At 72.7% G+C, this 24,145-nt stretch carries 18 protein-coding genes; 11 read left to right on the top strand and 7 right to left on the bottom strand.

Annotated elements, in window-relative coordinates; all coding sequences use genetic code 11:
* Positions 1–17 precede the first annotated feature (17 nt).
* Complete coding sequence (locus BJ981_RS30565) at positions 18–2,564, top strand: polynucleotide kinase-phosphatase (protein ID WP_184617676.1); 2,547 nt, start codon at positions 18–20, stop codon at positions 2,562–2,564.
* 7 nt (positions 2,565–2,571) lie between these two features.
* Here BJ981_RS30565 and BJ981_RS30570 read toward each other — a convergent pair whose 3' ends face one another.
* From BJ981_RS30570 to BJ981_RS30580, 3 genes are all read right to left on the bottom strand, one after another.
* A complete protein-coding gene (locus BJ981_RS30570; protein ID WP_184616873.1) occupies positions 2,572–3,240 on the bottom strand; it encodes a DUF6879 family protein in 669 nt (222 codons plus the stop codon).
* A 407-nt stretch (positions 3,241–3,647) separates the two neighbouring features.
* Complete coding sequence (locus BJ981_RS30575; protein WP_184616874.1) at positions 3,648–4,202, bottom strand: DUF1707 SHOCT-like domain-containing protein; 555 nt, start codon at positions 4,200–4,202, stop codon at positions 3,648–3,650.
* 6 nt (positions 4,203–4,208) lie between these two features.
* Positions 4,209–4,973: a PadR family transcriptional regulator gene (locus BJ981_RS30580; RefSeq protein ID WP_184616875.1), complete on the bottom strand. Its 765-nt coding sequence runs from the start codon at positions 4,971–4,973 to the stop codon at positions 4,209–4,211.
* 545 nt (positions 4,974–5,518) lie between these two features.
* Between BJ981_RS30580 and BJ981_RS30585 the strand changes: the two genes are divergently transcribed.
* From BJ981_RS30585 to BJ981_RS30595, 3 genes are all read left to right on the top strand, one after another.
* On the top strand, positions 5,519–6,250 hold the full coding sequence (locus BJ981_RS30585; RefSeq protein WP_184616876.1) for a metal-dependent hydrolase: 732 nt from the start codon (positions 5,519–5,521) through the stop codon (positions 6,248–6,250).
* 216 nt (positions 6,251–6,466) lie between these two features.
* The gene (locus tag BJ981_RS30590) at positions 6,467–9,286 is read left to right on the top strand and encodes an aconitate hydratase (RefSeq protein ID WP_184616877.1); all 2,820 of its coding nucleotides are present in this window, start codon (positions 6,467–6,469) and stop codon (positions 9,284–9,286) included.
* A gap of 190 nt (positions 9,287–9,476) precedes the next feature.
* Positions 9,477–10,184, top strand: coding sequence for a TSUP family transporter (locus BJ981_RS30595; RefSeq protein ID WP_307837824.1), 708 nt, complete (start codon positions 9,477–9,479; stop codon positions 10,182–10,184).
* Positions 10,185–10,213: 29 nt separating this feature from the next.
* Here the strand turns inward: BJ981_RS30595 and BJ981_RS30600 are convergent, their stop codons facing one another.
* Entirely contained in the window at positions 10,214–10,990 is a 777-nt protein-coding gene (locus BJ981_RS30600) for a neutral zinc metallopeptidase (RefSeq protein WP_184616879.1), read from the bottom strand.
* A gap of 200 nt (positions 10,991–11,190) precedes the next feature.
* Here BJ981_RS30600 and dxs point away from each other — a divergent pair, with 200 nt between their 5' ends.
* The 3 genes from dxs (at position 11,191) to BJ981_RS30615 (ending at position 15,893) form a co-directional block, all read left to right on the top strand.
* Positions 11,191–13,101: a 1-deoxy-D-xylulose-5-phosphate synthase gene (gene dxs / locus BJ981_RS30605; RefSeq protein WP_184617677.1), complete on the top strand. Its 1,911-nt coding sequence runs from the start codon at positions 11,191–11,193 to the stop codon at positions 13,099–13,101.
* Positions 13,102–13,263: 162 nt separating this feature from the next.
* Positions 13,264–14,730 carry an amino acid permease gene (locus BJ981_RS30610; protein ID WP_275422300.1) on the top strand — a complete coding sequence of 489 codons (1,467 nt, stop codon included), beginning with the start codon at positions 13,264–13,266 and terminating at the stop codon, positions 14,728–14,730.
* A gap of 68 nt (positions 14,731–14,798) precedes the next feature.
* On the top strand, positions 14,799–15,893 hold the full coding sequence (locus BJ981_RS30615) for a LacI family DNA-binding transcriptional regulator (protein WP_184616881.1): 1,095 nt from the start codon (positions 14,799–14,801) through the stop codon (positions 15,891–15,893).
* Here the strand turns inward: BJ981_RS30615 and BJ981_RS30620 are convergent.
* On the bottom strand, positions 15,847–17,118 hold the full coding sequence (locus tag BJ981_RS30620) for an HRDC domain-containing protein (protein ID WP_239139273.1): 1,272 nt from the start codon (positions 17,116–17,118) through the stop codon (positions 15,847–15,849). The genes BJ981_RS30615 and BJ981_RS30620 overlap by 47 nt on opposite strands.
* Entirely contained in the window at positions 17,115–17,717 is a 603-nt protein-coding gene (locus tag BJ981_RS30625) for a DUF3000 domain-containing protein (protein ID WP_184616882.1), read from the bottom strand. The genes BJ981_RS30620 and BJ981_RS30625 overlap by 4 nt, the downstream gene beginning before the upstream one ends.
* 802 nt (positions 17,718–18,519) lie before the next feature.
* Here BJ981_RS30625 and hemE point away from each other — a divergent pair.
* A complete protein-coding gene (gene hemE / locus BJ981_RS30630; protein WP_184616883.1) occupies positions 18,520–19,557 on the top strand; it encodes a uroporphyrinogen decarboxylase in 1,038 nt (345 codons plus the stop codon).
* 158 nt (positions 19,558–19,715) lie between these two features.
* Here hemE and BJ981_RS30635 read toward each other — a convergent pair whose 3' ends face one another.
* Positions 19,716–20,735 carry a DUF4349 domain-containing protein gene (locus BJ981_RS30635; protein WP_184616884.1) on the bottom strand — a complete coding sequence of 340 codons (1,020 nt, stop codon included), beginning with the start codon at positions 20,733–20,735 and terminating at the stop codon, positions 19,716–19,718.
* A 201-nt stretch (positions 20,736–20,936) separates the two neighbouring features.
* On the opposite strand from BJ981_RS30635, the gene hemG reads away from it, so the two are divergent.
* From hemG to BJ981_RS30650, 3 genes are all read left to right on the top strand, one after another.
* On the top strand, positions 20,937–22,406 hold the full coding sequence (gene hemG, locus BJ981_RS30640; RefSeq protein WP_184616885.1) for a protoporphyrinogen oxidase: 1,470 nt from the start codon (positions 20,937–20,939) through the stop codon (positions 22,404–22,406).
* 205 nt (positions 22,407–22,611) lie between these two features.
* Positions 22,612–23,322 carry a hydrogen peroxide-dependent heme synthase gene (gene hemQ / locus BJ981_RS30645; protein WP_311745839.1) on the top strand — a complete coding sequence of 237 codons (711 nt, stop codon included), beginning with the start codon at positions 22,612–22,614 and terminating at the stop codon, positions 23,320–23,322.
* A 202-nt stretch (positions 23,323–23,524) separates the two neighbouring features.
* Positions 23,525–24,100, top strand: a complete 576-nt coding sequence (locus tag BJ981_RS30650; protein WP_184616886.1) for a hypothetical protein — start codon at positions 23,525–23,527, stop codon at positions 24,098–24,100.
* Positions 24,101–24,145: the final 45 nt, after the last annotated feature.

A 24,145-nucleotide genomic window follows, 5' to 3' on the forward strand; every position in this document is an offset into this window, starting at 1 on the left:
AGTCATCGGACGTGCCCCTGGACGAGCGCGCGGCCGAGCCCGCGGAGGGCGTCAGGGAGGTCCAGGTGCCCGCGCTGTCGCTGGTCGTGCTGGTGGGCGTCTCGGGCAGCGGCAAGTCGACGTTCGCGCGCCGGCACTTCCTGCCCACCCAGGTCGTCTCCTCCGACTTCTGCCGGGGCCTGGTCGCCGACGACGAGAACGACCAGGCCGCGACGCCGGACGCCTTCGACGTCCTGAACTACATCGTCGCCACCCGCCTGCGCCGCGGCCTGCTCACCGTCGTGGACGCCACCAACGTCCAGTGGGAGGCGCGCAAGAAGCTGGTCGAGCTGGCCAGGAGCCACGACGTGCTCGCCGACGCGATCGTCCTCGACGTCCCCGAGGAGGTCGCCGTGGCACGCAACGCGCTGCGCCCCGAGCGGGACTTCGGCGCCCACGTCGTCGTCCGGCAGCGCAAGGACCTGCGCCGCTCGCTGCCGAGGATCTCCAAGGAGGGCTTCCGCCGCGTCCACGTGCTCAGGGGCGAGGCCATCGGCACGGCCACGGTCACCTACGAGAAGGCGTGGACCGACCGGCGCGAGCTGACCGGCCCGTTCGACATCGTCGGCGACGTCCACGGCTGCCGTGCCGAGCTGGAGACCCTGCTCACCACGCTCGGCTGGGAACTGCGCCGCGACGCGGCGGGCCGCCCGGTCGGCGCCTCCCACCCCGAGGGCAGGACGGCCCTGTTCGTCGGCGACCTCGTGGACAGGGGCCCCGACACGCCGGGCGTGCTGCGGCTGGTGATGGGCATGGTCGCCGCCGGGACGGCGCTGTGCGTGTCCGGCAACCACGAGCAGAAGCTGACCCGCGCGCTGGGCGGCCGCAAGGTGTCGATCACCCACGGTCTGGAGGTGTCCCTGGAGCAGCTCGCCGCGGAGCCGGAGGAGTTCCGCCGCGAGGCGATCGCGTTCATGGACGGGCTGATCAGCCACTACCAGCTCGACGGGGGCAGGCTCGTGATCGCCCACGCCGGGCTGAAGGAGGCCTACCACGGCCGCGCCTCGGGCCGGGTGCGCTCCTTCGCGCTGTACGGCGACACGACGGGGGAGACCGACGAGTACGGGCTGCCGGTCCGCTACCCCTGGGCCACGGACTACCGGGGCCGCGCGATGGTCGTGTACGGCCACACGCCGGTCCCCGAGCCGGAGTGGGTCAACAACACCCTGTGCGTGGACACCGGGTGCGTGTTCGGGGGCAGGCTGACCGCGCTGCGCTACCCGAGCCGCGAGGTGGTCTCGGTGCCCGCCGAGCGGGTCTGGTACGAGCCCACCCGGCCGCTCGCCGTTCCCCTGCGGCGCGACCCCGGCGTGCTGGCGATCGGCGACGTCCAGGGCACCCGGTACGTCGAGACGCGCTACGGCGGCAAGGTCAAGATCCGCGAGGAGAACGCCGCCGCCGCGCTGGAGATCATGAGCAGGTTCGCCGTGGACCCGCGCTGGCTCGTCTACCTGCCGCCGACCATGGCCCCGCCGGAGACGTCCCGGCTGGACGGGTACCTGGAGCACCCCGCCGAGGCGTTCGCCGAGTTCGCCGCCGCCGGGGTCGCCGAGGTCGTGTGCGAGGAGAAGCACATGGGCTCGCGGGCGGTCGCCGTGCTCGCGCGCACGCCCGAGGCCGCGGCGGCGCGCTTCGGCGTGACCGGCGGCGCCTGCGGGACCGTGCACACCCGCACCGGCCGTCCCTTCTTCGACGATCCCGGGCTGACCGGCGAGCTCGTCGCGGGGCTGCGGGCGGCGGTCTCCGACGCGGGACTGTGGGACCACCTCCGCACCGACTGGCTCGTGCTGGACTGCGAGCTGCTTCCGTGGTCGGCCAAGGCAGAGGGGCTGATCCGGGAGCAGTACGCCTCGGTCGGCGCGGCGGCGGGTGCGGCCCTGCCGGAGGCGGTACGGCTGCTGGAGGCGGCCGCGGCGCGCGGCCTGGAGGTGGCGGAGCCGCTCGGCCGGGCGCGGCGGCGCGCCGCCAACGCCGCGCTGTTCCGCGACGCCTACGCGCGGTACTGCGCGCCGGTGTCGGGCCTGGCGGGCATCCGGCTGGCGCCGTTCCAGATCCTGGCGGTGGAGGGACGGGCGACCGCGGCCGAGGAGCCGCACTCCTGGCACCTGGAGACCCTGGCCCGCCTGGACTCCCCGCTCATCGCCCCGACCCGGCACGTCTTCGTCTCCCTGGACGACGAGCGGTCCCGGGCCGCGGCGGCCGAGTGGTGGGAGGGGCTCACCTCGGCGGGCGGCGAGGGCATGGTCGTCAAGCCGGTCCACCCGGCCGCCGGGCGCGTCCAGCCGGGCGTCAAGGTGCGCGGGCGCGAGTACCTGCGGATCATCTACGGGCCCGACTACACCGAAGCCGTCGAGGCGCTGCGGGGCAGGTTCCTCGGCAAGAAACGGTCGCTGGCCCTGCGCGAGCACGCCCTGGGCCTGGAGGCGCTGGCGCGGCTGGCCGAGGGCGAGCCGCTGTGGCGGGTCCACGAGCCCGTTTTCGCGGTGCTGGCCCTGGAGTCCGAGCCGGTGGACCCGCGCCTGTGACGGCCGCTCAGGCCCCGGACCGCGCGGCCGGGGCCGGGAGCTCGGCCACCTCGCGGCGGACGTACGCCCGCAGCTCCTCGCCCTGCTCGTAGAGGTCCTTCAGGACGGCCAGGCAGGGGGCGATCACCTTGGGGTCGGTGATGCGGCGCCCGCCGAGGTGGGCGCCCGCGGCGTCGTACAGCACCTCGTACATGAGGCCGGGGGACAGGACCAGCAGCTCGGGCAGCGGCCCGGACGGCTCGTAGGGGCGCACGGCCGAGGCGGGCACGACGCGGGGACGCTCGCCCGCGTCGGCGCGCGCCGCCAGGACGTGCAGTTCCCACTGCATGTACGGGGTCAGGGGAGACTCGACGACCCGGGCGCGCCGGAACTCCGCGTAGCCCTCGTAGTCGGCGGGCAGGGAGCCGCGCATCTCGCCGATGAGTCGCAGGGAACGTTCCCAGTCGCCCTCGGTCATGGCCACCCAGGACGGCTCGTAGGGCTCGGAGAAGTGCTGGAGGCGTTCGAGCTTCCACACCACGCCCTCGGCGCTCTCGTAGGCGGCGCGAAACTCCGGGCCGTAGATCTCAGGGGGCAGCACCGCCGCCTCCGCCGCGCGCGCCCGCTCGAAGACCTCGGACACCGTGGACGCCTCGCGCGCGCGATGGTCAAGACGGTCGTCGGTGCTCGGGATCATGGGCGGCTCCTCGTCGTTGGATGCGGACTCCGCGCGGCGTCGCGCCGCGGAGCTGTGGCGAGAGGTACGGGGAGGTGCTGTGAGGTGCTGCGGACTGCTCGGCGATCGCTCGATTTCGCTCGGGGTCACTGGGACATCGCGGGAAGAACGTGCGCCACCATGCCCGGAGCCGTCGGCGACGAAACCCGGGAATGACAACGGTCTTCAGAAAACAGGCCGATCATGGGACGGCTGACATGGAGCGTCAAGGCCCAAATCCGGGCGGGGCGCGACGGCGCGGCCACGGAGGGCCACCGATGGCACGGGATCCCCTCCGGATGGGCGTGTCCGGAACGCTCCCCGGACACGCTGATGGCCGGACGGGCGTGGCGCCCGTCCGGCCGGGTGAGCTCACCCCGCGGCGGCGGTCAGAAGCGGCGGCCGGGACGGCCGTGGTGGTGGAGGCGGTGCGCCACGCCGAGCAGGGCGAGCACCAGCCACACCAGGAACAGCACCTTCAGCACGCCGAACATCACCCACAGCGAGCCGGAGACCAGCGAGACGATCAGGGCGACCGCCAGAATGATCATGAACGCCGGCGGGCCGCCGTGGTGGCGCCGGGCCCGGGCGCGCCGGGCGGCCCGCATGGCGTGGTGCGCGGCGAGGTCGCCGGTCCACGCCGGACCGGCCCACGGCGCGGGACCCGCGTGGGGCCCGGGGCGGCCCTGGTGCTCCCAGCGCGCCCACGGCGGGGGAGGCCCCCAGGGGCCGCGCCGGTCGTGCTCCGCGCGCGCGGGCGCGGGGCCGGGTAGGTCGGCCGTCACCCGGCGCAGATCGCCGGCCGTCCGGGCGGCGAGCACGGTGTCGAGTCGTTCGGTCAGCTCGTCATGGGTGAGGCGGCCCTGCGCGAAGTGCTCCCGCAGGGCGGCCATCACCTCGTCGCGTTCCGCGTCGCCGATCCGCAGATCGTCCCGCGAGGTCATCGAGGATCACTCCTCCGAGGTGTCGCCGTCGGCCAGGATCTGGTAGAGCTTGCGCCGGGTCTGGGCCAGGACCTGCTTGGCCTGCCCGATCTGCCCTTCGCTTCCAGTCTGCGCTATCTGGAAGAGCGCCGCGGCGGCCTGACGGGACAGATCGAACAACTCGTACACGGTGTCGTCGACGTCGGGCGTCATCTCCTCCCATGGGGCCCGCACCTCGTCCGGATGCTGGGCGACGTACTCCTGGCCGGTGGGCGTGAGCTGGAAGGTCTTGCGGCCGTCGGTCTCCTCGGCGCGCACCAGCCCCTCGTCGGTGAGCTGCTGCAGCGCCGGGTACACCGCGCCGGGGCTGGGCTTCCACCCGCCCTGGCTGCGCTGGGCGATCTCCTGGATGATCTGGTAGCCGTTGCGGGGCTCCTCGCTGAGCAGCGCCAGGATCGCGGCCCGCACGTCGCCGCGCTTGGCCTTGCGCCCGCCGCGGCCGAACCCGCCGAACGGCCCGCGCCCCCCGCCGAACGGGAATCCGGGGCCCCCGAAGCCGCGCCCGAATTCCCACGGGAACGGGCCGGGACCGCGGCGGCCCCGGTCGCGGCGCTCCCGGCGCTCGTCGTGGTCGTGGGGACCGTGCGAGCCGTGCGGGCCGTGCGGGCCGTGCGGGCCATGGTGATGCCCGTGGTCCCAGCCCGAGGCGGCGGCGCGCAGAGCGGCCACGGCGGCGTCCCCGATCATGCGCGGGTCGGGCAAGGGTCCGCGCCTCGCGTATGCGTACGACATGTCTTCCCCCTGTCTGAACGATCGACCATCGATCGCTCTCGATGCCTCAAAGATATATCGTTACCGTTCTCAGAACAACCCATGGACGAGGGAAAGGCGCGACCCGGCGGCGCGGGCGATCTGCGTGCCCCTGGTGACGCGAGCCCCGTGACGGCCGGGGATTCGCCGCGTCCGGCCCACGGAATCGGGGGCTCCTTCAGGCTGTGGTCAATGCCCAGCTAGGCACGGTCCAAAATTGAGTGACGCAGATCACGAAAATGCGGGAACAGACCGCGGGGTCCGAGCGTTAGCAGCTATCGACGGGTCCGTTCTGCTTTGAGAGGGCTGGGGGGTGCTCTTGGAGCGGAACGGCCCGTCTGCCTTTTCCTGGGCTCTTCCCCAGACTTCCCCGACGTACCGTCCCGTAACGTCTGCATCACCTGTCCGTAACCCGTCGTAGGCAGCATTTCCCGCCTCCGGGGGCAAGCGACACGCCGGTACGTTGATGGCAAACTTCCCGCGTATGGCAAGGATTTTGCCGTAAGGTCCCCGAACGTGATCTACGCATGATGGGGCATACGCACGCGCTGAGCGGGGCCGCGGCCTGGCTCCTCGTCGCGCCGGGGCTCGCCGCGCTTCCCGGCATGGGCGGTCCCCTGGCGGAGCTCGCCCCCATGGTCTCGGGGGTGCTGTCCCCGGGCGAGCTGATCGCCGGCGCGCTGATCTGCGCGGGCGCCGCCATGCTGCCCGACCTCGACCACCCGCACGCCACGATCGCCCAGACCTTCGGGCCCGCGACGTGGGTGCTGAGCAAAGTGGTCAACTGGGCCAGCGGAGGCCACCGCCACGCGACCCACTCGCTGGCGTTCGCGATCGTGGCCGGAGTGGGCACGCACTTCCTCGCCGACCGCTATCCCCTCGCGCGCGACATCGTGGTGGTCCTGATGATCGGCCTGGCGATCCGGGCCGTCGGCGTGGGCATCCCCGGCAAGACCATCACCTCGGCGCTGGTGAACATCGCGCTGACGGCCGCGACGTTCGTCTTCTTCCAGTCCCGCGGCCTGGACTACTACTGGCTCGGGCTCGCCGTCGCGATCGGGTGCCTGGCCCATGTGGTGGGGGACTGCCTGACCGAGCGGGGCTGCCCCGTCCTGTGGCCGCTCCAGCACCGCTGGCTGCTGCCCTGGAAGATCGGCATCAAGACGGGCAGGAAGTTCGAGGTGAAGATCCTCGGCCCGCTGCTGTCGGTGGTCGTGATCGGCCTGTTCGCCCTGCGGCTCATGCCCGCGGTGGCCTGAGGCCGCGCTCCCGTCCCGTCGGGGGTAACTTGATGTCGAGATACATGTCCCGATATCTTGATATCGAGACATCGTGCCGCCGAGGGTGAAGGTTAGGTCTACCTAACTACCAGCGGTGGTCGACCGGTGCGGCAGGATCTATGGGGCGAACCCGGCATTCAGCTGCGTGACCCATCATCATCAGTGGCGATGAGTGGAACAAGGAGGCGAGTCCCCGTGCCCGCAACGTCCGCGAACAGCTTCGGCAGCCGTGACACACTCCGTGTCGGTGACGCGGAGTACGAGATCTACCGGCTGGACGCCGTGGAGGGGTCGGCGCGCCTCCCGTACAGCTTGAAGATCCTCCTGGAGAACCTGCTCCGCACCGAGGACGGCGCCAACATCACCGCCGAGCACATCTCCGCGCTCGGCGCGTGGGACCCGAAGGCCGCGCCCAGCGTGGAGATCCAGTTCACCCCGGCCCGCGTGATCATGCAGGACTTCACCGGCGTGCCCTGCGTGGTGGACCTGGCCACGATGCGCGAGGCCGTGCGCGACCTCGGCGGCGACCCGGCCAGGATCAACCCCCTGGCCCCCGCCGAGATGGTCATCGACCACTCGGTCGTCGTCGACTTCTTCGGCGGCCCCGACTCCTTCCAGCGCAACGTGGAGCGCGAGTACGAGCGCAACCGCGAGCGCTACCAGTTCCTGCGCTGGGGCCAGACGGCCTTCGACGAGTTCAAGGTCGTCCCGCCCGGCACCGGAATCGTCCACCAGGTCAACATCGAACACCTGGCCCGCGTCGTGATGGTCCGCGACGGCGGGGCCCTGCCCGTCGCCTACCCCGACACCTGCGTCGGCACCGACTCCCACACCACCATGGAGAACGGCGTCGGCGTGCTCGGCTGGGGCGTCGGCGGCATCGAGGCCGAGGCCGCCATGCTCGGCCAGCCGATCTCCATGCTGATCCCGCGCGTGGTCGGCTTCAAGCTCACCGGCGAGCTGCCCCCCGGCGCGACCGCCACCGACCTGGTGCTGCGCATCACCGAGATGCTCCGGCGCCACGGCGTGGTCGGCAAGTTCGTCGAGTTCTACGGCGAGGGCGTCGCGGCCGTCCCGCTGGCCAACCGGGCCACGATCGGCAACATGAGCCCCGAGTTCGGCTCCACCTGCGCGATCTTCCCGATCGACGACGAGACGATCAAGTACCTCAAGCTCACCGGCCGCAGCGAGGAGCAGGTCGCGCTGGTCGAGGCGTACGCCAAGGCCCAGAGCCTGTGGCACGACCCCTCCCGCGAGCCGGACTTCTCCGAGTACATCGAGCTGGACCTGTCCACCGTCGTGCCGTCCATCGCCGGCCCCAAGCGCCCGCAGGACCGCATCGCGCTGGACGCCGCCAAGCAGACCTGGCGGCGCGACGTCCGGGTGTTCGTGCCGGAGAACGAGCAGGAATACGACGTGGTGGACGAGGAGGGCAAGGAGTCCTTCCCCGCCTCCGACTCGCCGGCCTCCAACGCCCAGGCCGACGGGCACGACAAGAAGGAGGGCCGGCCGGTCGCCGCGGGCGCCGGGACGGTCGCGGGCCGCCCGCACGCCCCCACCCCGGTCACCCTCTCCGACGGCTCCTCCTTCGAGCTGGACCACGGCGCCGTGGTGATCGCCGCGATCACCTCCTGCACCAACACCTCCAACCCCTACGTCATGATCGGCGCCGCCCTGCTCGCCAGGAACGCGGTGGACAAGGGGCTCACCCGCAAGCCGTGGGTGAAGACCTCGCTCGCCCCCGGCTCGCAGGTCGTGACCGGCTACTTCGAGCGCGCCGGGCTCACGCCGTACCTCGACAAGCTCGGCTTCAACCTCGTCGGCTACGGCTGCACGACCTGCATCGGCAACTCCGGCCCCCTGCCGGAGGAGATCTCCGCGGCGGTCCAGTCCGGCGACCTCGCCGTGACGGCGGTGCTGTCCGGCAACCGCAACTTCGAGGGCCGGATCAACCCCGACGTCAAGATGAACTACCTGGCCTCGCCGCCGCTGGTCGTCGCCTACGCCCTCGCGGGCACGATGGACCTGGACCTGAACACCGAGCCTCTCGGCACGGGCTCCGACGGCGAGCCGGTGTACCTCAAGGACATCTGGCCCTCCCCGGAGGAGGTCGCCGAGGTCGTCAACTCCTCGATCGGCGAGGACATGTTCAAGCGGGACTACGCCGACGTGTTCACCGGCGACGAGACCTGGCGGTCGCTGCCGATCCCGACCGGTGACACCTTCGAGTGGGACCCGGCCTCGACCTACGTCCGCAAGGCGCCGTACTTCGACGGGATGCCGAGCGAGCCGGAGCCGGTCACCGACATCGCGGGCGCCCGGGTGCTCGCCCTGCTCGGCGACTCGGTGACGACCGACCACATCTCCCCGGCGGGCTCGATCAAGGCCGACTCGCCCGCGGGCCGCTACCTCAAGGAGCACGGCGTCGCGCTCAAGGACTTCAACTCCTACGGGTCGCGCCGCGGCAACCACGAGGTCATGATCCGGGGCACGTTCGCCAACATCCGCCTGCGCAACCAGATCGCGCCGGGCACCGAGGGCGGCTTCACCCGCGACTTCACGAAGGACGGCGCACCGGTCTCCACGATCTACGACGCCTCGGCGAACTACCAGGCGGCCGGCGTCCCGCTGGTGGTGCTGGCGGGCAAGGAGTACGGCTCGGGCTCCTCGCGCGACTGGGCGGCCAAGGGCACCGCCCTGCTCGGCGTGCGCGCGGTGATCGCCGAGTCCTACGAGCGCATCCACCGCTCCAACCTCATCGGCATGGGCGTGCTGCCGCTGCAGTTCCCCGAGGGCCAGAGCGCCGCCTCGCTCGGGCTGACCGGCGAGGAGACCTTCGAGATCACCGGCGTCGAGGAGCTCAACGCGGGCACGACCCCGGCCACGGTGACGGTCAGGGCCGGCGACAAGGAGTTCGAGGCGGTCGTGCGCATCGACACGCCCGGCGAGGCCGACTACTACCGCCACGGCGGCATCATGCAGTACGTCCTGCGCTCCCTGCTGGCCAAGAGCTGAGCAGGGGAGGCGGGGCCGCGGCCCCGCCCTCGGGGGTCACGAGACTCCGATGAGGACCGGCCCGCGCGGCGCACCCGTCCGCCGGGCCGGTCGACCCCGGCCCGTCCCCGTACTGGGACGGGCCTTTTAACCTGTTGCGGCAGGTGGTGGGCCCGCGCCTACGTTGAGGCCCATGACTCATGATCTTTTAGTGCTTCTGATCGCCGGCTGCGTGGTGTTCGCCGGGGCGGTGGTCCAGGGAGGGGTCGGGTTCGGGCTGGGGCTGCTCGCCGCGCCGGTCATCACCGTCCTCGACCCCACGGTCATGCCCGCGGCCGTGCAGGTGGTCAACGCCGTGCTGCCGCTGCTCACGCTGGTCGTGGAGTGGCGCGCGATCGACTGGCGCGGCCTCGGCTTCGCGCTGCTCGGCAGGCTCCCCGGCGGCGCGCTCGGCGGGCTCGTCGTCGTGTACGTCAGCGGCCAGGTGCTCGGCGTGCTGGTCGGGGTGATGGTGCTGGCCGCGGTGGCGGTCACCGCGACCGCGGTGGCCGTCCCGCGCAACGGCGCCACGCTCGCCGCCGCCGGACTGCTCTCGGGGGTCACCGGCACGGCCACCGGCATCGGCGGGCCCCCGCTCGCGATCGTCTACCAGCACGACAAGGGCCCGAGGATCCGGGCGACGCTGGCGATGTACTTCTTCCTCGCGGCGGCGCAGTCCCTCGTGGTCCTCGCCGCGGTCGGCAGGCTGCCCCTCAGGGCGCTCGCCGCGGGCGCCCTGCTCGTCCCCTTCCTGGTGGCCGGATTCGCCGTCTCCGGGCCGCTCAGGCGCTTCCTGGACGGCGGACGCGTCCGCGCGGGCATCCTGCTCGTGGCCGCGGCGTCGGCCTTCGTGCTGATCATGCGCAGCCTGGCCTTCTGAGGAGGCCGCGGCCCAAGTGGATTCCTGGGTCAGGCCACCATCGCGGCGCCGGCGATCCAGGTGTTGCACGCGGAGGGCGCCGTCGCCTTGTAGCCGCGGCTCAGCCAGTTGGCGATGTTGCGGCCCTTGCCGTGGTCGCGCACGTCGGCGATCTCGTCGCCGCTGCGCCGGTCGGCGGCCACGAGGTCGTTCCAGTCCTCGGCCGTGCGGTCGAGCGAGGGCCAGACCGCGCCGATGAAGGCGCCCGCGAGGCACTCGGCCTGCAGCTCGTGCCGGCGGGTCTGCTCCAGGTACTCGTTCTTGCCGCGTCCGGGCAGCCCGTCGTAGGCCTTCCACATGCCGGCGAGGTTCTGGACGTGGTGGCCGTACTCGTGGGCGATCACGTCCATGAGGAACAGGTCACCGGGGTCGTTCACGATGCTCTTGTCCAGCAGGAACACGATCTGCCGCGTCGGATTGCAGTAGATGGCCTGGATGTTCTCGCCCCACTTGCGGCCGCACGCCCGCTGCGGCTTGGTGATGAACTTCACAGCGGGCTTCACGAAGGGGAGACGGGCCTTCTTGAACTGGGCGGCCCACACGGTGTCGAGGCACTTCACCAGCGGGACCAGATAGTTCTTGACCGAGGCGACGTCGCCCGCCTCCACCGGCGGCTCCGGGCAGGACGCCGGGCCGAGGGGGCCAGAGGCGTACAGCGCGTTGCGGGTGAGGATGGGGGCGTTCTTGATCGGGTAGGCCCAGGAACGTCCCTGCAGCGCCAGGGTCGTGACCAGGGTTAAAAGGATGGCGAGGGAGAGCTTTCGCATAGCCCGCTGAGGGTACTCGACACGCCCACACCTCGTAAAACCCATCTAATGTGGACAACTCATGGAGGTTTCGTGAGGGTCCAACGGGAGCGGCGCAGGGGTGGGATCCTTGGGCAAATAGACTCGGCGAACGGCGAACAGGCGGAGGAGATGATTCCGTGAGCGAGCGGAGCCAGCGGATCGGCGGTTCTGGCGAGGGCGTGCCCGACCTCTTGGCGTCGGTGAAGGGCCCCGGCGACCTCAAGCGCCTGCCGCCCGGCGAGCTGCCCGCCCTAGCCGCCCAGATCCGGGACCTCCTCGTCGCCACGACCTCGCGCACCGGCGGCCACCTCGGCCCGAACCTCGGCGTCGTCGAGCTCACCATCGCCCTGCACCGCGTGTTCGACTCCCCGCGCGACCGCATCCTGTGGGACACCGGCCACCAGGCGTACGTCCACAAGATGCTCACCGGCCGCGCGGCCGACTTCGCGACCCTCCGCCAGGAGGGCGGCCTGTCCGGCTACCCGAGCCAGGCCGAGTCCGAGCACGACGTCATCGAGAACTCCCACGCCTCCACGGCCCTGTCCTACGCCGACGGCCTCGCCAAGGCGTACAAACTGCGCGGCGAGGCCGGGCGCACGGTCGTCGCCGTCATCGGCGACGGCGCGCTCACCGGCGGCATGGCCTGGGAGGCGCTCAACAACATCGCCGGCCACGCCAAGGACCCCGACCTCCCGCTGGTGATCGTCGTCAACGACAACGGCAGGTCCTACTCGCCGACGATCGGCGGCCTGGCCTCCCACCTGGCCTCCCTGCGCATGACGCAGAACTACGAGCACATGCTGGAGTTCGTCAAGCACAACCTCGGCCGCGTCCCCGTCGTCGGCACCCCGCTGTACGACACGCTGCACGGCGTCAAGAAGGGCCTCAAGGACGTCCTGGCGCCCCAGGTCATGTTCGAGGACCTCGGCCTCAAGTACGTCGGCCCCATCGACGGGCACGACGAGCAGGCCGTCGAGGCCGCGCTGCGCCGGGCCCGCGACTTCCGCGGCCCCGTCATCGTCCACGTCCTCACCACCAAGGGGTACGGCTACTCGCCCGCCGAGAACCACGACGAGGACTGCTTCCACTCCCCGCAGCCGTTCGACCCGCTGACCGGCGAGGAGCAGCCCCGCCCGCACGGCTGGACCAACGTCTTCGGCCAGGAACTGGTCCGGCTCGGCGCCGAGCGGCCCGACCTGGTGGCCATCACCGCCGCCATGCTGCACCCCACCGGCCTGGCCTCGTTCGCCGAGGCGTACCCGGACCGCACCTACGACGTCGGCATCGCCGAGCAGCACGCCCTCACCAGCGCGGCCGGCCTGGCCCTCGGCGGCCTGCACCCGGTGGTCGCCGTCTACGCCACCTTCCTCAACCGCGCCTTCGACCAGCTCCTCATGGACGTCGCGCTGCACCGCCTGCCCGTCACCGTCGTGCTCGACCGCGCGGGCGTCACCGGCGACGACGGCGCCAGCCACAACGGCATGTGGGACCTGTCCATCCTCCAGATCGTCCCGGGCCTGTCGGTCGCCGCGCCCCGCGACGCCGCCCGCCTGCGCGAGCTGCTCGGCGAGGCCGTCATGGTCGAGGACGGCCCGACCGTGCTGCGGTTCCCCAAGGGCGCCGTCGGCCCCGACATCCCCGCCGTGGGCCGTCTCGGCGCGATGGACGTCCTGCGCGGCGGCGAGCCCGCCGACGTGCTGCTGGTGGCCGTGGGCCCCATGGCCTCGATCTGCCTGGACGCCGCCGCGCTGCTGGACGCGCACGGCATCTCGGCCACCGTGGTCGACCCCCGCTGGGTCAAGCCGCTCGACCCGGCGCTGGCCGGCGCCGCGGCCGCCGCCCGGCTCGTCGCCGTCGTCGAGGACAACGGCCGCGTCGGCGGCGTCGGGGACGCGGTGGCCCGCCTGCTCAGGGACTCCGACGTCGACGTCCCGGTGCGCACGTTCGGCGTCGCGCAGGAGTTCCTGAGCCACGCCAAGCGTGCCAAGATCCTCTCCGACCTCGGCCTCACCGGGCAGGATCTGGCCCGCCGGATCACCGAGACCGTCACCCGCCGTGCCCCCGTCCTGGAGGAGCACCCCGCCTCCTGACCGGCCCCGCGGGCCTCCGTCCGCGCGCCGCGCCACCGCTCTGCCGAATCGGGAAGGAATGTTCGACCGGCCGGGGGGTAGGCATGACCTGCGCTTTTCTTACGAAGGCGTACGACGTGGTCAACGGCGATCAGGGGCGTGCCGATGTCTGTACTTGGGTCGATGTTCCGCACGAAATCGATCGAGCGGTCGATCGAGGACACCGAGGCGCCCGAGCACCGTCTGCGGCGCAACCTGAGCGCCCTGGACCTGACGGTGTTCGGGGTCGGGGTCATCGTCGGCACCGGCATCTTCGTGCTGACCGGGCAGGTCGCCCGGGACACCTCCGGGCCCGCCGTCGCGGTGTCGTTCGTCATCGCCGCCGTCGTCTGCGGGCTCGCGGCCCTGTGCTACGCCGAGTTCGCCTCCACGGTGCCGGTGGCCGGCTCGGCGTACACGTTCTCCTACGCCACGCTGGGCGAGTTCCCGGCGTGGATCGTCGGGTGGGACCTGATGCTGGAGATGGCGCTCGGCGGCGCCGTCGTCGCGGTCGGCTGGTCGGGGTACTTCGCCGAGCTGATGGCCAGCCTCGGCATCGACCTGCCTCCCTCCCTGGCCGGCGACCACGCCACCATCAACGTCCCCGCCGTGGCGATCGTGCTCATCCTCACCGGCGTCCTGGTGGCGGGCATCAAGCTGTCCTCCCGGCTCAACCTCGTCGTCGTCACGATCAAGGTCGCGGTCATCCTCCTGGTCATCGTGGCCGGGCTGTTCTTCGTGAAGAGCGCGAACTTCACCCCGTTCATCCCGCCCGCGCAGCCCACCCCGGCCGTCGAAGGGCTCAAGGCGCCGCTGATCCAGTCGCTCTTCGGGCTCACCCCCGCCGCCTACGGCATGTTCGGCATCTTCTCCGGCGCGGCGATCGTCTTCTTCGCCTTCATCGGGTTCGACGTCGTCGCCACCGCGGCCGAGGAGACCAAGAGGCCCCAGCGCGACCTGCCCATCGGCATCATCGCCTCCCTCGCCATCTGCACCTTCCTGTACGTCGCGGTCTCCCTGGTCGTCGTCGGCATGCAGCCCTACGACCGGCTCAGCCGCTCGGCCCCGCTGGCCGGGGCGTTCCGCGTCGTCGGGCAGGACTGGCTGGCGAGCATCATCAGCGTGGGCGCGCTGGCCGGGCTGACGACGGTCGTGATGATCCTCATGCTCGGCCAGAGCCGCGTGTTCTTCGCGATGAGCCGCGACAGCCTGCTGCCCCGCAACCTCGCCGCCGTCCACCCCCGGTTCGGCACGCCGTACGTCATCACGATCATCATCGGGGCCGTCACCGCGCTGCTGGCCGGGTTCATCCCCCTGTCGGCCCTGGCCGAGCTGGTCAACATCGGCACGCTGTTCGCGTTCATCCTGGTCTCGGTGGGCGTCGTCATCCTGCGCCGCACCCGCCCCGACCTGCCCCGCGCGTTCCGCACGCCGCTCGTCCCGGTGGTGCCGATCCTCTCCGTGCTGGCCTGCCTGTACCTGATGCTGAACCTGCCGGCCGAGACCTGGCTGCGCTTCGTGCTCTGGATGCTCCTGGGCATCGCCGTCTACCTGTTCTACGGCCGGCGGCACAGCCGCGTCGAGAGCGGATCACGGGTGGCCGTCAAGTAGCGGCGCGACGCATCGGTTACCGTGCGTATGGGGGATGCGTACGGGGGGCACGGCACCGGGAGGCGGCCATGACCACGCTCGAAGACGTCGCCAAGCACGCGGGGGTCTCGCTGGCCACGGCCTCGCGGGTCCTGAACGGCAGCAGCCGCCACGTGGGGGCGGACATGCGGCGCAGGGTCGAGTCCGCGGCCGCCCGGCTCGGCTACCGCGTCGACGCCACCGCGCAGACTCTGGCGCGCGGGGCCAGCAACGTCGTCGGCCTGGTCATCCAGGACCTCATCGACCCCTACTTCTCGCTCATCGCCGACGGCGCCATCCGGGCGGCCGACCGGCACGGGATGGTCACCACCCTGGGCACCACCTACCGCGACCCCGAGCGCGAGATCGCGCTGGTGGCCACCCTGCACGCCCAGCGCGCCCGGGTGGTGCTCCTGGCCGGATCCCGCGTCGCCGACGAGGCCGTGCTGCGGCGGCAGCGCGCCGAGCTGGACGTGTACCGCTCCGCCGGGGGACGGGTCGCGGTCATCGGGCAGGACGTCCTCGGCACCGACACCGTGGCGCCGAGGAACCGCGAGGGCGCCTACGACCTGGCCGTGGCGCTGGCGGGCCTCGGACACCGCCGGTTCGCCGTGCTCGCCGGCCCGCCCGTGCTGCTGACCGCGATCGACAGGACCCGAGGGTTCTCCGAGGCGCTCGCCGACCTCGGCCTGCCGCCGCCGCTCCTGGTGCACGGCGACTTCGACCGGGACGGCGGCCGTGACGCCGCGTGCCGGCTGATGGCCATGGACCACGGCGTCACCTGCGTGTTCGCCGTGAACGACCTCATGGCGACCGGGGCGCTGGCCGCGCTGCGCGAGTACGGCGTCCAGGTGCCGCGCGATCTCTCCCTGGCGGGGTTCGACGGCACCAGCTACCTGCGCGACCCCGTGCCGTCCCTCGCCACCGTGCGGCTGCCGCTGGCGCGCATGGGCGCGATGGCGCTCGACCTGGCCCTCACCGACGAAGACGCGCCCCGGCGGCAGCACGTCTCCGGAGAGGTGGTGCTGCGCGACAGCGTCGGCCCCCCGGCATGGGCGTCCTCCGCCGCGTACGCGCCCTCCGCGCCCGTTGAGCCCGCTAACCCGTCAGCGGCGTCGCCGGAGGCTCGTCCAGCCCGCCCTTGACGACGAGCCGCACCAGCGCCTTGGACAGCGGGTGCGCCGTCAGCGCGATCTGCCACTCGCGCGCCCCGAGCTCCCGCAGCCGGGCCGACACCCCCTCGTCGCCGAGGTCGGCCGGCGGCTCCCAGGTCAGGCGGCGGATCGTCTCCGGCTGGAGCAGGTTCTCCGTGGGCATGTGGTGGGCGTCGGCGAGCGCGGCCACCGCGGCGCGGGCCGCGGCCAGGCGCTTGGCCGCGGCCGGGTCGCGGTCGGCCCAGCGGTTGGCGGGCGGCGGGCCGTCGCCGGGCCCGGTCGGCTGGGGGAGCTGCGACTCCGGCAGCGCCCGCGCCCGTCCGACGGCGTTCAGCCACTCGCGCAGATGGCGCCGCGCGCTGCGCCCGGTGAACGGCGCGATCTCGGTCAGCGCCTTGGTCGTGCGCGGCTGCTCCAGGGCGGCGGCGACGATCGCCGAGTCCGGCAGCACGCGGCCGGGGGCGAGGTCGGCGGTGCGGGCCAGCTCGTCGCGCAACGTCCACAGCTCGCGCACCACGGCCAGCCCGCGCAGGTTGCGCACCCGGTGGATGCCGGACGTCCGCCGCCAGGGGTCGGTGCGCGGCGGCGAGGGGGGAGTGGCCAGGATCGCGGCGAACTCCTCCTGGGCCCAGGCCAGCTTGCCGTCGGCGGCCAGCTCCTCGTGGAGCTTGTCGCGCAGCTCGACGAGCACCTCGACGTCGAGCACGGCGTAGCGGAGCCAGTCCTCGGGCAGGGGGCGCTGCGACCAGTCGGCGGCCGAGTGCCCCTTCTCCAGGCGCAGGCCGAGGACGTTCTCGACCATCGTGCCGAGGCCCACCCGCTCGTAGCCGAGCAGGCGCCCGGCCAGCTCGGTGTCGAAGAGGGCGCGCGGGACGAAGCCCAGCTCGGCCAGGCAGGCCAGGTCCTGCGTGGCGGCGTGCAGGACGATCTCGGCGCCGGCGAGTGCCGCGTCGAGTTCGGACAGGTCGGGGCAGGAGATCGGGTCGATGAGCACGCTGCCCGCCCCGGCGCGGCGTAGCTGCACCAGGTAGGCCCGGCCGCTGTAGCGGTAGCCCGAGGCGCGCTCGGCGTCCACGGCCACCGGTCCGGTGCCGCCCGCGAACGCGCGGACGGCCGCCGCGAGCGCGGCGGCGTCCTCGATGACCGGCGGGATGCCCTCACGGGGTTCCAGAAGCGGCACTACCTCGGATGCGGGGATGATTTCGTCGTCGGTCACGTCCTGAAGGGCTCCGGGTCTTCTCGACGCGCGGACCGCGGCGGGAGGGCCGCGACGTCAGGTGGCAGGGGTGGGATGCCCGCCGCGAGGCACATCAGGTCACACCAGGCGGCGACGTGGGCCGAGAGGTCCTCCTCCAGGGGGGACCACGACGCGCGCAGCTCCAGCTCGGTGGTGATCGGATCGGCGGCCTTGTTGCCGAAGCCCTCGGACACGGCGCGGGTCACGGTGCCGCCGGCCGCGGCGTACCCGGCCCCGTGGGACTCGAGGGACTCGGTCAGCCAGCTCCACGCCACGGGCCCGAGCATCGGGTCGGAGGTGATCTCCGGCTCCATGTCGGCGCGGACGTAGGCGACCAGGCGGAACGGGCCGTCCCAGCCGCGCTGGCCGTCGGGGTCGAACAGCATGATCAGCCGGCCGACGGCGAGCTCGTCGTCGCCGCGGTAGACCGACCCGCCGACCGCGCCGGAGTAGGGGGCCAGCCGCTGCGGCGCGGGGATGTCCTCCAGCTCGATCTCGGGCCTGACCTCGGCGGGACGCAGGCTCGCGAGGGCCCGCCTGAACGCTGCGGGGGCCGGCGGCGCGTCACCGATGGTCATGATGGCAGCGTAGGCCGGAACGGGTGGTGCCGGGAACAGGGGGGTATGCACGGAAAACATCGGTGGTGATCAAGCCCTCGTCACCGGGGCGCCACCACGCTCCGCACAGCTCCGGACGTGGCGTTCGTCGTGCCCGTGACGGCGGGCCGGCCACGTGGGCCGCCCGTGGCGCCGTCCGCGTTTCGCGCGATCTCCCCGTACTCCGCGTTCCTTGTGTTCTCCGCGCATTCCGCGCACAGTGCGGTGCTCGGAGGAACTCCACATCGCGGTCATCGCCGGGCCTTTCGTCGGATCCCAAGATCGAGAGTTCGCGCGGACAGGACTGGGCGCCGCCTGGCCGGCGCTCCCCCGCGGGCCTTGTCCGTGAACTCGAGGCTGGTCCGACGTTGACACGTCACGGCGACATTTCCCCGCAACGCGCTCGGCGTGTCCCGAAAGTGGTCACCGAATCGACGCCGCGCGGTGATTTGACGAACATTTGAACCAGCCGCGACATGATCACGGACCTCTCGTGAGACGTACTGTACCCGCGCCTGGGAGCGGGTTGACGAGGCCAGCCCTCCGCCGCGGGCCACGACCGGGCCGTCGAACCAGACATAGTGTACGGATCGCGGCCATCATCATCATGACCGGACATCCGCCCGGGAAATATCGTTTTCGCGGCAAGCTTTGGTATGGCCGCCGGGAAGCCCGCCGCCGTCCGGGAATCCGGCCTCCGGCACCTTCGGTCTGCGTGCGCGGGCGCGCGAATGCGCACGCGGGCGGTAGGTGGGCCGGCACCCGGTCATGGCACCCTGGAGGGGTGAATCCCGAGACCGACGAGTCAGCCTTCATCCGCGCCTGCCGGCGACTGCCCGTGCCGCACACCCCCGTCTGGTACATGCGGCAGGCGGGCCGGTCGCTTCCCGAATACCGCGCGGTCCGCGCCGACGTGCCGATGCTCACCGCGTGCGCGACGCCGGACCTGATCGTGGAGATCACGATGCAGCCCGTGCGCAGGTACGGCGTGGACGCGGCGATCTTCTTCAGCGACATCGTCGTGCCGCTCAAGGCCATCGGGGTCGACCTGGACATCAAGCCCGGCGTGGGCCCGGTCATCGCCGATCCGATCCGCGACCGCCAGGGGCTCGCCGCGCTGCGCCCCCTGGAGCCCGGCGACGTCCCCTACGTCACCGAGGCCGTCCAGGCGCTCGCCAAGGAGCTCGGGCCCATCCCCCTGATCGGCTTCGCGGGCGCGCCGTTCACGCTGGCGTCCTACCTCATCGAGGGCGGGCCGTCCAAGAACCACGACCACACCAAGGCCATGATGTACGGCGAGCCGGAGCTGTGGCACGCGCTCATGGAGCGCCTCACCGACATCACGGTGGCCCACCTGCGCGTGCAGGCCGACGCCGGAGCCTCGGCGCTCCAGCTCTTCGACTCCTGGGTCGGCGCGGTCGCGCCCGGCGACTACCGCGAGTTCGTCCTGCCCTACACCAGCCGCATCTTCGCGAGCCTCGCCGACCTCGACGTCCCGCGCATCCACTTCGGCGTCGGCACCGGCGAACTGCTCGGGCTGCTCGGCGAGGCCGGCGCCGACGTCGTCGGCGTCGACTGGCGCGTGCCCCTCCAGGAGGCCGCCGTGCGCGTCGGCCCCGGCAAGGCGCTGCAGGGCAACCTCGACCCCGCCGTGCTGCTCGCCCCGTGGGAGGCCATCGAGCGCCGGGCCCGCGAGGTCCTGGCCGGCGGGCGCGCGGCCGAGGGGCACGTGTTCAACCTCGGCCACGGCGTGCTGCCGAACACCGACCCCGACCGGCTCGCCCGCCTCACCGACCTCGTCCACGAGTCCACCGCCCGCTGAAGCCGCCGGACCACCCCAAGGAGGCGGGCCCGCATACCTGGGCGATCCCCCGGCCGCGCCGTCGGCGACCCGGCCGGGCCGAGTCGCCGACGGCGGCCCACTGCTCGCCGGCGGCTCGCGCGCGGGGGCCGGCCCAGGGGATCCCGCGCCGGCCGGGACTACGGGGCGGGCACCCCGGTGTCAGGCCCCGCGGCCGCCTGCTCGCGCTGGTCAGGGGAAGCGCCGTCGTCCTCGCCGCCGCGTGCGGACGCCGCCGCGCGACGCCTGGAGGGCCGTCGCACGAGCACGACCGCGAACCACAGCGCCGCCAGCACGACGAGCCAGGGGAGCAGCGCGCCCAGCACCATCAGCGCCACCTTCGCGCTGTTCACCATGGCGCGCCAGCCGTCCCGCAGCCCGCTCAGGAAGCCCTGGTCCTCCGGCTCCGGCTCGGTGACCACGGCGGCGGGCCCGATGAGGCGCAACGTCAGCGTGGCGGCGGCCGTCTGCGCGGCCAGGGCCTTCTGGCGGGCCTGCAGCGACTCGAGGTCGGCCTCGCGGGAGGAGATCTCGCGCTCGACCGACAGGACCTCTCCGATGGTCTTGGCCTTGCCGAGCAGCGTGCGGAGCTGACCCAGGGACGCCTGCGCCGACTTCAGCCGGCTCTCGACGTCGGCGACCTGCTCGGTCACGTCCTCGGTGGTCTGGCGCAGCGACTCGCGCTCGCCGAGGTCCTTGCCGAGCTGGGCGACGACGCGCTGGTACGCGTCCGGGGGGATCTTGAAGACCAGCGTCGCGTCCCCGTGCCGTCCGGACGAGGACGACTCCTCGCTGTCCAGGCGCCCGCCCGCGGCGGTGACGATCCGCTTGGCGTTCTCGGCGGCCGCGGTGACGTCCTTGGCGCGGACCGTCATCTCGCCCGTGTAGACGATCGTCCGCGTGGGCCCGGCGATCTCCACGCCGGGGCCGGTCCCGGTGGCGGCCTTCGTCCGCCCGGCCGCGGGCTCGCGCCGGGCGGCCTCTCCCGAGCCTCCGCTCTGGTCGGCGCTCTCGACCTGGACCGCGGGCACCGGCGCCCCGGCCGGAGCCCGGTCGCTGGTGGCGATGGAGCCGCGGTCGCCGCCGCCGCAGCCCGACAGCAGGAGGCCGGCCACCACGAAGGCCGCCGGCAGCGCCGTGCGGCACCGTAATCTGCTCATGCCTTGTTGACGGGCGCGGAGTGCCCCTGGTTGGGCGGCGCGCGTCACAATGCCGTCACGGTCCCCGGCGCCCGGGCCGCGGGGCCGTTCGTGGCCCGGTGGGGACGGCCGTCCACAGGCCCGGCCGGATCGGGACGCGTCGTCCACAGCAGGCCCGGCCGCCGCGCGGGGCGGCGACGCCGGCGGGTAACGTCTTGGGGCATGGAAGGCACTCGGCGGCACGTCGTGATCGTGGGCGGGGGAATCGCGGGTCTGGCGGCGGCGTGGCATCTGCGCCAGGAGGGCGACGGCCTCGCCGTCACCGTCCTCGACGGCGCCCCGCGGATCGGCGGCAAGCTCCGCGTCTCCGAGATCGCGGGCGTCCCCGTCGACGAGGGAGCCGAGGCCATGCTCGCCCGCCGCCCCGAGGGCCGCGAGCTCGCCCGCGCCGCCGGGCTGGGCGACGAGCTGGTCCACCCCGCGTCCGTCGGCGCCGCCGTCTGGAGCAGGGGCGCGCTGCGCGCCATGCCGAAGGGCCAGGTCATGGGCGTCCCCGCCGACCTCGGTGAGCTGGCCCGCTCGGGCATCCTCTCCCCGGCCGGCCTCGCCCGCGTCCCCGCCGACCAGATCCTCCCGGCCACGCTCATCACCTCCGACGTCTCCGTGGCCGCCTACATCCGGGCCCGCATGGGCGGCGAGGTCGTCGACCGCCTGGTCGAGCCGCTGCTCGGCGGCGTGTACGCGGGCCGCTCCGAGTCCCTCTCACTGGACGCGACCATGCCGCACGTCGCGGCCGTGGCCCGCACCGAGCGATCCCTGCTGAAGGGCGCCCGCGCCATCGTCGGCGACGCGCCCAAGGACGCCGGTCCGGTCTTCACGACGCTCAAGGGGGGCCTCGGCGGCCTGCCCGAGGCCGTCGCCCGCGCCTCGGGCGCCGAGATCAGGACCGGCGTCATGGTGCGCGAGCTGCGGCGCACGGCCGAGGGCTGGCGCCTGGTGACCGGCCCTACCAGGGCGCCCGAGACGATCGAGGCCGACGCCGTGGTGGTCGCGGTCCCGGCGCCCGCCGCGGGCCGGCTGCTCGCCTCCGACGTCCCCAAGGCCGCCGCCGAGCTCTCCCGCGTCGAGTACGCCAGCATGGCGATCGTCACCCTGGCCTACCCGCGCGCCGCGTTCCCCGAGCCGCCCTCCGGCAGCGGCTACCTGGTGCCGCCGGTCGAGGGCCGTCCCGTCAAGGCCGTCACGTTCAGCACGGTCAAGTGGCCTCATCTCGCCGAGGCCGATCCCGGCGTGCTGGTCCTGCGCTGCTCGATCGGCCGCCTCGGCGAGGAGTTCATGCTCCAGCGCGACGACGACGAGCTGGTGGCGCTCGCGATGAACGAGATGGCCGAGATCATGGGCGTGCGCGGCCTTCCCCTCGACACCCGGGTCACCCGATGGGGCGGCGCCCTGCCGCAGTACGAGGTCGGCCACCTGGACCGGGTGGCCCGCGTCCGGGCGGCCGTCGCGGTCCAGCCGGGCCTGGCCGTCTGCGGGGCCGCCTACGACGGCCTCGGGGTCCCCGCCTGCGTCGCCTCGGCCCGCGCCGCGGCGGCGAGCGTCCTCGCCTACTTCGCCGACCACCACGACGAACGAACCGGGCGCCGGCCGCGACACCGGGACCAGATCAAGCCCGCCCCCGGCCCCCACTGACCCAACGCCCCCCACATCACCCGCCACCGGCCCGCCCCTTACCGGCTGGACACCGCCCCACCCCTCACCAGCCGGACACGTCGCCTCCTCACCGGACCGGGGGCGTGGCGAAGGGTTCCGGGGGCGGTCTGGGGGAGGGGGCGGGACGGAGTGGTGCGGGCGGGTGGTTGGGTTGTGGTAGGAGCAGTGTTCTGATGGAAGGCGAGTGCGTTCAGTGACGGAGAGCAGTCCGCGGCCGAAGGCCCGCGATCTCAACCAGGTCATCCGCTACACCATGTGGTCGGTCTTCCGGGCGCGCGATCCTCTGCAGGGCGACCGGCAGCAGTTGGCGCACGAGGTCGAGGCCGTGTTCACGCAGGCCGCGGAGAAGGACGTCGTGACCCGCGGCGCGTACGAGGTGGCGGGTTTCCGGGCCGACGCCGACTACATGTTCTGGTGGCACGCCTCGACACCGGAGGATCTCCAGGAGGTCTACGGCCGCTTCCGGCGCACCACCGTCGGCCGCGCCGGCGAGCCGGTGTGGTCGGTCATGGCGCTGCACCGCCCGGCGGAGTTCAACAAGTCGCACATCCCGGCGTTCCTGGCCGAGGAGGAGCCGCGCGGCTACGTCTGCGTCTACCCCTTCGTGCGCTCCCTGGAGTGGTACCTCCTGGAGGACTCCGAGCGCCGGGCCATGCTCGCCGAGCACGGCAAGATGGCGCGCGACTACCCCGACGTGCGGGCCAACACGGTGTCGTCGTTCGCGCTCAACGACTTCGAGTGGATCCTCGCCTTCGAGGCCGACGAGCTGCACCGCATCGTGGACCTGATGCGCCACCTGCGCGGGGCCACGGCCCGCAGGCACACCCGGCTGGAGATTCCCTTCTACACCGGCACGCGCAAGCCGCTGGAGGAGCTGCTGGCCGCGCTGCCGTAGCGTCGAATCTGCATAAAGCGGACAACTGTCACCGAAGCCCCAAACGTCGCCATGTCTGATATTGCTGGAACAAGTCACGCGCGTTCCTGATCTTTGGCATACTCAGGTTGATTCCGGTGTCGACGTGAGGCAGACGGTGAACAGGGGCATAGGGGTGGCGCGTTCCAAGCGCGGGGGTCATCGGCGCCGCAGGACGGGTCGGGTGCTGGTACTGGAGGTCTTCTCGGGCGCGACCGCCGTCGCGGTCGTCGGCCTGGCCGTGGGCGGAGTGCTGGCCCGTCCGGGGGACCGTGCGGCCGCGGCGCCCGTGCCGTTCCCGGCCGCCGTCTCGCCGGGCGTGAACGCCGCGGCCGTCCCCGGCGACCCGGGCGGCGCGGAGGTGACGGCCGCGAGCGCGGGCTCGGCGAAGAAGGCCGAGAAGAAGCGGCGCGACGCCGAGGAGAAGGCCTCCGGGCCGTCCAAGCACACCGACGCCAAGGCCGTCACCTACTTCAAGGAGCGCTGGTCGGGCGACAAGGCCGTCAAGCGCATCACCGACATCAGGTCGGGGGGGAAGTACCTGCGCATCTACACCAACCTCCCCGAGTCTGCGCACAACTCCAAGGCCGCGCTGGACCTGTGCAAGCGGGGCATGGAGTATCTCCTGCAAGAGATGGGCGACCAGAGCCCGGTGGTGTTCGTCCAGGCCCGGTACGGCCAGAACGGCAACCCCGTCCTCGCCAACATCCTCGGCCCCGGCGACACCTCCTGCCGCCTCAGCGCCCCGCGCCCGCGCTGACGCTCCGCGGCCCGCGCGGGCGGGCCGCGACGGTGTGGTGTTCCC

Source organism: Sphaerisporangium krabiense, from assembly GCF_014200435.1.
In the GTDB taxonomy this organism is placed as follows: domain Bacteria; phylum Actinomycetota; class Actinomycetes; order Streptosporangiales; family Streptosporangiaceae; genus Sphaerisporangium; species Sphaerisporangium krabiense.

Coding starts and splice junctions, on each gene's coding strand:
- BJ981_RS30600 (WP_184616879.1), bottom strand. CDS start 10,990: ATGCGAAAGCTCTCCCTCGCCATCCTTTTAACCCTGGTCACGACCCTG.
- BJ981_RS30575 (WP_184616874.1), bottom strand. CDS start 4,202: ATGACCTCGCGGGACGATCTGCGGATCGGCGACGCGGAACGCGACGAG.
- BJ981_RS30615 (WP_184616881.1), top strand. CDS start 14,799: ATGACCACGCTCGAAGACGTCGCCAAGCACGCGGGGGTCTCGCTGGCC.
- BJ981_RS30570 (WP_184616873.1), bottom strand. CDS start 3,240: ATGATCCCGAGCACCGACGACCGTCTTGACCATCGCGCGCGCGAGGCG.
- BJ981_RS30585 (WP_184616876.1), top strand. CDS start 5,519: ATGATGGGGCATACGCACGCGCTGAGCGGGGCCGCGGCCTGGCTCCTC.
- BJ981_RS30580 (WP_184616875.1), bottom strand. CDS start 4,973: ATGTCGTACGCATACGCGAGGCGCGGACCCTTGCCCGACCCGCGCATG.
- BJ981_RS30625 (WP_184616882.1), bottom strand. CDS start 17,717: ATGACCATCGGTGACGCGCCGCCGGCCCCCGCAGCGTTCAGGCGGGCC.
- BJ981_RS30635 (WP_184616884.1), bottom strand. CDS start 20,735: ATGAGCAGATTACGGTGCCGCACGGCGCTGCCGGCGGCCTTCGTGGTG.
- hemG (WP_184616885.1), top strand. CDS start 20,937: ATGGAAGGCACTCGGCGGCACGTCGTGATCGTGGGCGGGGGAATCGCG.
- BJ981_RS30610 (WP_275422300.1), top strand. CDS start 13,264: ATGTTCCGCACGAAATCGATCGAGCGGTCGATCGAGGACACCGAGGCG.